Raw genomic sequence first — 6,638 nt, 5'->3', positions numbered from 1 at the left:
CCTGCCGGCGCTCCTGCAAAAGCGGTGGCCGTAGGCTGGCGCTGAGCGCAGCGAAGCCCAGCATCATGGCCGCGTTGCCTCCCGGAGCGCTGGGCTTCGCTGCGCTCAGCGCCAGCCTACGTCGACGGTGCACACGCATGCCGCGGCGCCTTTGCAGGAGCGCCGTCAGGCGCGAAGGCCGCGACATCGAAATGATGCTGTCGAATGCAATCCGGATCCCTGCACGGAGTGTCCGGATTGCGCGCTTCGCGGTACCGATTCCAGCGCGGGCCTCGCGCCTTGACCAGCCTTCGGCTGTTGAAAGCCGGCGCTCCTACAAAAGCGGAGGCAGCATCGTGCGATAGCCCAGCGCGTCCAGTCGCTGCAGCAGCAGGCGGATCGTCTCGACATTGCCGCCGTGCGCCGCGCCTTCGTGCAGCAGCACGATCGCGCCGGGCGCGAGCCCGCGTTCGATGCGCGCGACGACCTTCGCAGGATCGCCGGCGACGCCGTCGAAGCCGCGCGCGCTCCACGCGGCGCGGGCGAGGCCGTGCGTCTTCAGCGGCGCGTGCACGAACGGATTGCTGAGTCCGACCACCGCGCGGAACCAGCGCGGCGCCGCAGCGATGCCTTCGGTGCGCATGCCATCCGTGCGCATGCTATCCATCTGCATGATCTCGCCGAGGATTCGCTGGGTGTCCGCGATCTCGCGGCGCATGCGCGATGGCCCCAGCGCCCAGAACCACGTCGACGGATGGGTGGTGCTGTGATTCCCGATGTCGTGGCCGCGACGCAGGATCTCGCGCACGAGTTCCGGCCGTCGCGCCGCGCGTTCGCCGACCAGGAAGAACGTCGCCTTCGCGCCGTGCGCGTCCAGCGCGTCGAGGATCGTGACGGTGTCGTCGGAAGGGCCGTCGTCGATGGTCAGCCAGACCGCGCGGTCCGCGATCGGCAGACGATTGAGCACCGGCCCGAACAGGCGCGAATGCGGCCACAGCGTGCCCCACCAGAACGGCGCGTGCGAAGCGACCATCGCCGGCAGGCCGGCCTGCCAGCCCCAGCGCCACCAGATCGCCACGACCGCGAGCTGCGACAGCGCCAGACACCAGGCCCATGCGTGCGGACGGCGCGGCACGCGATGTAGGCGATCGGTCGGGCTGGCGGAAGCGTCGGTCATCGCGGCATGATGCCACGCAACGCCGAACGCATCAGGAGCACCGCATGGCCTTCCGCAACCTCTCCGTCGCCGACGCCGACGCCCGGGCCCACGCCGGCGATATCACGCTCGTCGACGTGCGCCCGCCCGACGAACGCGCGATCGCCGCGGTGTCCGCGCCGTTCGTGGGTCTCGAGGACGGCGGGCTGGAACGCCTGCTCGCATTGCCGAAGGACACGCCGCTCGCGTTCCTCTGCCATCACGGCGGCCGCAGCGCACAGGCCGCGATGTATTTCGCGCAGCAGGGTTTCGTCGACATCCACAACGTCGTCGGCGGGATCGATGCGTGGAGTCTCAGCGTCGATCCGGCGATTCCGAGATACTGACCGTTCGCCTACGAACGCTACGGCAGCAGCGGCTGCTGCAGTGTGGTCAACAGATTGTTGACGGCCTTCCTTGCCATGCTGCGCGGCAGTTTCGCCATCACGCCTGTCGCGGTCAGCGCCAGATTGCCCTTGATCAACAAACCGTCGATCTGCGTGTACGCCTTGAATACGTGTTGAGCGCCATCCTCGGTCGATTCCAGGAACATGGGCGCGGTCAGAAAATTCATGCCTTTCTTGTAGACCTGCGTCCGGCCTTCGGTGCGCACCAGCCTGTAGCCGTGGCATGCCGCCCAGGACGCGACCGTGGCGGCGATATCGCCGCGCGCTGGAACGGTCACGATATCCCACGGATTGTTTGCGTTCCGGGCGATCATCGCCATGACATTGATGAGGGTCAGGCCCGCCAGGCCGCCGACCACGCCGCCGATCATCACGCTCGTTGCCGACATCGTCATCTCACCGCAGGAAAAAAAGGTGGCGCACCTCAGTTCGGCAATCCAAGATCATCCAGCATCGCGCGCAGGAACCGCGCGGCTTCGCCGCCGGTGCAGGCGCGGTGATCGAAGGTCAGCGACAGCGGGATGACCTTGTGCGATTCGAAGCCGCCGATCACCGGGGTGATCTGGTGCCGCGCGCGGCCCGCGGCGACGATCGCGACGCAGGGCGGCACCACCACCGGCGTGGCGTAGCGGCCGGCGAACATGCCGAAGTTCGACAGCGAGATCGTGTAGCCGCTGAGTTCGCTGGCGGGAATGCTGCGCGATTCGACCTGCGCGCGCAGGCGGCCGATGGCTTCGCGCACGCCGCGCGCATCGAGCATGTCGGCGTTGCGCAGCGCGGGCACGAACAGGCCGTCGTCGGTGTCCACCGCGATGCCGATGTCGACGTGCGGATGCAGGGTGCGGGTGAGCGCGTCGCCGTCGAACCAGGCGTTGAGCGCGGGCACCGCCTTCGCGGCGGCGCAGATCGCGCGGACCAGGCGCGCGGTCATGTCGTTGCCGTGCGCCCAGACGTGGATGTCGGCGTCGTCGGTGAGCGTGGTCGGCACCACCTTCGCATGCGCGTCGGCCATCACCCGCGCCATGTTGCGGCGCACGCCCTTGAGCTGTTCCGGCTGGCCGCTGACCGACACGCCCGGTGGCTGCGTGCGCATCGGTTTGCCGCTGGCGGAGAGCTGGGTGCGTTGTGGCGGCGGCGCGCCCCCACCCACGCCCGCTGCGCGCGCGTCGCCCTCCCCCGCATGGGGGGGAGGGTTGGGGAGGGGGCGGCTTTCGCCGGCCTTCGTCGAACCCTCCGCCGCCGCGCGCTTCACGTCGTCCATCGTCGCCACGCCATCGGCGCCGGTGGCGCGCACGCGCGACAGGTCCACGCCGAGCTTGCGCGCCATCGCGCGCACCGCCGGCATCGCCTTCACGCCGCCGACCGCGACCGCGGCCTCGCTGCGCACCGCGTCGGAACTCTGCATCGCGCCGACCACGGTGCCGGCGTCGTCGCGTTTCGCCTCGGCGACAGGCGTTTCGCTCCCTCCCCCGCTGGCGGGGGAGGGTTGGGGTGGGGGCGATGCCGGCGCGGCATGACCGCCGCCGTGATGATGCCCCGTGTCCTGACCTTCGGCGCGCTGCGGCATCGACGGGTCGATCTCGAATTCCGCGAGCATCGTGCCGGTGACGACGATGTCGCCGGCCGCGCCCGCGAGCTTCAGCACCTTGCCCGACACCGGCGACGGCACTTCCACCACCGCCTTCGCGGTCTCCATCGACACCAGCGGCGCGTCGAGCTTGATGGTGTCGCCCGGTTTCACCAGCCATTCGACGATGGTGGCGTCGGGCAGGCCTTCGCCGAGGTCGGGGAGGAGGAAGGTTTTGGTCTGGCTCATGTGCGATTCCCTGGATGCGTTGTCCGGCGCGGTCGTGGTCGGCTGCGAGGCTTGGCGAAATCTATTGCGATGGCTCGGCAGCGAGACGGTGCGCCTGCGCGATGTAGTGTTTCAGATGTTTCGATGCGATGTCGTCCAATGTCGACAGTTTGATGTGCCGGCGGAACTTGCCGTTGCCCTCCAGCACGCCATGCGGGTCGTCCAGCTCCGCGCCCTTGCCGAACTCGACGGAGACATGCGCCGAATAGGCGAAGACGCCGCAGTACTGTGCCGGCGCGGCGAACAGGATGCCGCCGTACATGACCCGTTCCGTGCATTGCGGCGTCGCGTCGTGCGCGAGGGCGCGCACGGCCTGCACGATGGCGTGCAGATCGGGATGGGTGATCCGAAGATCCTGCAGCAGCCCCTGAACCTTGTCGTCGTCGATGCGCGGCGTCATGCCGGTGCGATCTCCAGGTGTTCGGCCGGCACATAGCCGCAGTGTCCATCCGCACGTTCCGACCACCACCAGCCGCCGAGCTCGTGGTGCAGCACGATGTCGTCGCCCGCATCGACATCCAGCTCCTGCGCGGAGTAATCGCGCAGCGCTTCGGCGCGGCCGTCGCCCAGCGGTGTCAGCCAGTCGAACGGCGCCCAGCCGGCGTTGCCGTCGGCGGTGACGGTCCAGATGAAGGCCGGCCATTCGGTGTCGCGCGCACCTAGGGTCACGATCTCGCCGGCGGCGAACCGGATCGGGTTCGCGTACTGGGTGCGATAGGCGCGGACGACGCGGGCGCGGCTCATCTCCGGACGCCTCATATCCAGACGTCGTTCCGGGCGGTGAGATCGCCGCCGGAGTCGCCGGTGTTGACGACACCGCGGGGTTCGATGAGCAGGACGTGGCATTCGTCGTCGGCGCGCGGGCAATGCTCGACCCCGCGAGGCACGACGATCATCTCGCCCGCCTTCAGCGCTTCCTCGCGATCGCGGAACTGCATCCGCAGCGTGCCCGCGACGACGAGGAAGGTTTCGTCGGTGTCCGCATGCGCGTGCCAGACGAATTCGCCCTGCAGTTTGACGAGCTTGAACTGGTAGTCGTTCATTTCCGCGATCACGCGCGGCGACCAGGGCTCGGCGATGAGCCCGAGTTTCTGCGCGAGATTGATCGCGGACGCGGCCATGCCGTCAGCTCGCGGCCAGGGTTCTTTTCGCCGCGGCGACGATCTTCTCGACGCTCGGCAGGTACTTCATTTCGAGGCGGAACAGCGGGATGTGGGTGTCGTAGCCGGTGACGCGTTCGACCGGCGCGACGAGGTCGTACATCGACTCTTCGGCCAGACGCGCGGCGATCTCGGCGCCGAAGCCGGCGGTCCGCGGCGCTTCGTGCACGATCACGCAGCGGCCGGTCTTGCAGACCGATTCGGCGATGGTGGCGAAGTCCAGCGGCTTGAGGGTGGCGACGTCGATGACCTCGGCGCTGATGCCGTCCTTCGCCAGCGCGTCGGCGGCTTCGAGGCATTCCTTCACCTGCGCGCCCCAGGTCACCAGCGTGACGTCGCTGCCGTCGCGCAGCACGTAGCACACGTCCAGCGGCAGCGCTTCGCCGTCGTCGGGCACCGATTCCTTGTACTGGCGATAGATGCGCTTCGGTTCCATGTAGATCACCGGATCCGGGTCGCGGATCGCGGCCAGCAGCAGGCCGTAGGCGCGCTGCGGCGACGACGGCATCACCACGCGCAGGCCGGGCACGTTGGTGAAGATCGCTTCGTTCGCTTCGCTGTGGTGCTCGGGCGCGCGGATGCCGCCGCCCCAAGGCACGCGCAGCACCATCGGGCAGGTGAGGCGGCCGCGGGTGCGATACCGGAAGCGCGCGGCATGGCAGATGATGTGATCGACCATCGGATACACGAAGCCGTCGAACTGCGCCTCGGCCACCGGGCGCATGCCCTGCGCGGCGAGACCGACGGTGAGGCCGGCGATGGTGGTTTCGTCCAGCGGCGTGTCGAGCACGCGTTCGGATCCGAAGATCTGCTGCAGGCCGGCGGTGGCGCGGAACACGCCGCCGTTGACGCCCACGTCTTCGCCGAGCACGAGCACGCGCTCGTCGGCGCGCATTTCGTGGGCCAGCGCCTGGGTGATCGCTTCGATCAGAGTGATGGGAGCGCCGTCAGCCATGCTTGCGGCCCTCCGCGGCGATGGCTTCGTCGCGCTGCGCGATATAGTCCTGCGGCAATTCGGCGTAGAGGTAGTCGAACATCGCGCTCACGGGTTGCACCGGCGTTTCCAGGTAGGCGTTGATCTCGATGTCGACGCGTTTGCCGCAATCGTCGGCCCAGGCGGTTTCCTGCGCTTCGTCCCACAGCCCGGCCTGCGTGAGATAGGTGCGCAGGCGCGCGACCGGTTCGCGGGTCCATGCTGCCTTCACTTCGTCCTCGCCGCGATAGCGGCGGGCGTCGTCGGCGGTGGTGTGGTCGTGCAGGCGGTAGGTCATGAATTCGATCACGCTGCCGCCTTCGCCGGCGCGCGCGCGGTCGAGCGCGCGACGCATGCCTTCCATCACCGCGATGATGTCGTTGCCGTCCACCTGCAGGCAGTGCAGGCCGCCGGCGATGCCTTTCTGCGCCAGCGTCGGTGCGCCGGTCTGCGCCGCGCGCGGCACCGAGATCGCCCAGCCGTTGTTGATGATGCACTGGACGAAGGGCAGGGCGTAGGCGCCGGCGGAATTGATCGCGGCGTAGGTGTCGGTCTTCGAGCTGCCGCCGTCGCCGCAGCAGGCCACCGCGACCCGCGGCTCCCTGCGCAGCTTGAACGCCAGCGCGGCGCCCGCGGCGTGCAGGCACTGGGTGGAGATCGGCACGCACCAGGCGTAGTCGTGTTTCGGGGCGTCGGCGAAGTCGTTGCCGCGTTCGTCGCCGCCCCAGTACATCAGGATTTCGCGCGGGCGCACGCCGCGCACGATCTGCGCGCCGTACTCGCGATAGCTCGGCGCGAACACGTCTTCGCGCCGCATCGAGGCGCCGATGCCGACGTGCGTGGCCTCGTGACCGAGGCAGGCGGCGTAGGTGCCGAGCTTGCCGGTGCGCTGCAGGGCGATGGCCTTGCTGTCGAAGGTGCGCACGAACAGCATGTGCTTGAACAGCGGCAGCAGCGTGGCGGGATCCGCGAAGGCGGCGGGCGGCTCGGCGACGAGCGTGCCGTCGGGGCCGAGGTATTGCAGGTATTCGATTTCGAATCGGGCGGCGACGGTCATGCGGGGGTCTCT

9 protein-coding genes are annotated in these 6,638 nt (G+C 68.9%); 1 reads left to right on the top strand and 8 read right to left on the bottom strand.

Annotated features, from left to right (window positions below):
- Positions 1-313 precede the first annotated feature (313 nt).
- Positions 314-1,156, bottom strand: a complete 843-nt coding sequence (locus ABD974_RS11405; RefSeq protein WP_345303437.1) for a polysaccharide deacetylase family protein — start codon at positions 1,154-1,156, stop codon at positions 314-316.
- A 44-nt stretch (positions 1,157-1,200) separates the two neighbouring features.
- On the opposite strand from ABD974_RS11405, the gene ABD974_RS11400 reads away from it, so the two are divergent.
- Positions 1,201-1,521 (top strand): rhodanese-like domain-containing protein, encoded by a 321-nt coding sequence (locus ABD974_RS11400; protein ID WP_345303436.1) that lies wholly within the window; start codon positions 1,201-1,203, stop codon positions 1,519-1,521.
- A 17-nt stretch (positions 1,522-1,538) separates the two neighbouring features.
- On the opposite strand, the gene ABD974_RS11395 is transcribed toward ABD974_RS11400, so the two are convergent.
- From ABD974_RS11395 to pdhA, 7 genes are all read right to left on the bottom strand, one after another.
- On the bottom strand, positions 1,539-1,970 hold the full coding sequence (locus ABD974_RS11395; RefSeq protein ID WP_345303435.1) for a hypothetical protein: 432 nt from the start codon (positions 1,968-1,970) through the stop codon (positions 1,539-1,541).
- Between the two features lie 35 nt (positions 1,971-2,005).
- Positions 2,006-3,397 (bottom strand): dihydrolipoamide acetyltransferase family protein, encoded by a 1,392-nt coding sequence (locus ABD974_RS11390; protein ID WP_345303434.1) that lies wholly within the window; start codon positions 3,395-3,397, stop codon positions 2,006-2,008.
- A 61-nt stretch (positions 3,398-3,458) separates the two neighbouring features.
- On the bottom strand, positions 3,459-3,836 hold the full coding sequence (locus ABD974_RS11385; RefSeq protein ID WP_345303433.1) for a DUF1801 domain-containing protein: 378 nt from the start codon (positions 3,834-3,836) through the stop codon (positions 3,459-3,461).
- The gene (locus ABD974_RS11380) at positions 3,833-4,180 is read right to left on the bottom strand and encodes an SH3 domain-containing protein (RefSeq protein ID WP_345303432.1); all 348 of its coding nucleotides are present in this window, start codon (positions 4,178-4,180) and stop codon (positions 3,833-3,835) included. Before ABD974_RS11380 ends, ABD974_RS11385 begins: the two co-directional genes overlap by 4 nt.
- Positions 4,181-4,191: 11 nt before the next feature.
- Entirely contained in the window at positions 4,192-4,557 is a 366-nt protein-coding gene (locus ABD974_RS11375; RefSeq protein WP_345303431.1) for a cupin domain-containing protein, read from the bottom strand.
- Between the two features lie 4 nt (positions 4,558-4,561).
- Positions 4,562-5,551, bottom strand: a complete 990-nt coding sequence (locus ABD974_RS11370) for an alpha-ketoacid dehydrogenase subunit beta (protein WP_345303430.1) — start codon at positions 5,549-5,551, stop codon at positions 4,562-4,564.
- A complete protein-coding gene (gene pdhA / locus ABD974_RS11365; protein WP_345303429.1) occupies positions 5,544-6,626 on the bottom strand; it encodes a pyruvate dehydrogenase (acetyl-transferring) E1 component subunit alpha in 1,083 nt (360 codons plus the stop codon). The genes ABD974_RS11370 and pdhA overlap by 8 nt, the downstream gene beginning before the upstream one ends.
- Positions 6,627-6,638 lie beyond the last annotated feature (12 nt).

The sequence above is a fragment of the Lysobacter hankyongensis genome, from assembly GCF_039543145.1.
GTDB lineage: Bacteria > Pseudomonadota > Gammaproteobacteria > Xanthomonadales > Xanthomonadaceae > Lysobacter_I > Lysobacter_I hankyongensis.
Note: the sequence above shows the minus strand (reverse complement) of the source record. Positions and strands in the feature narration are given on the sequence as shown.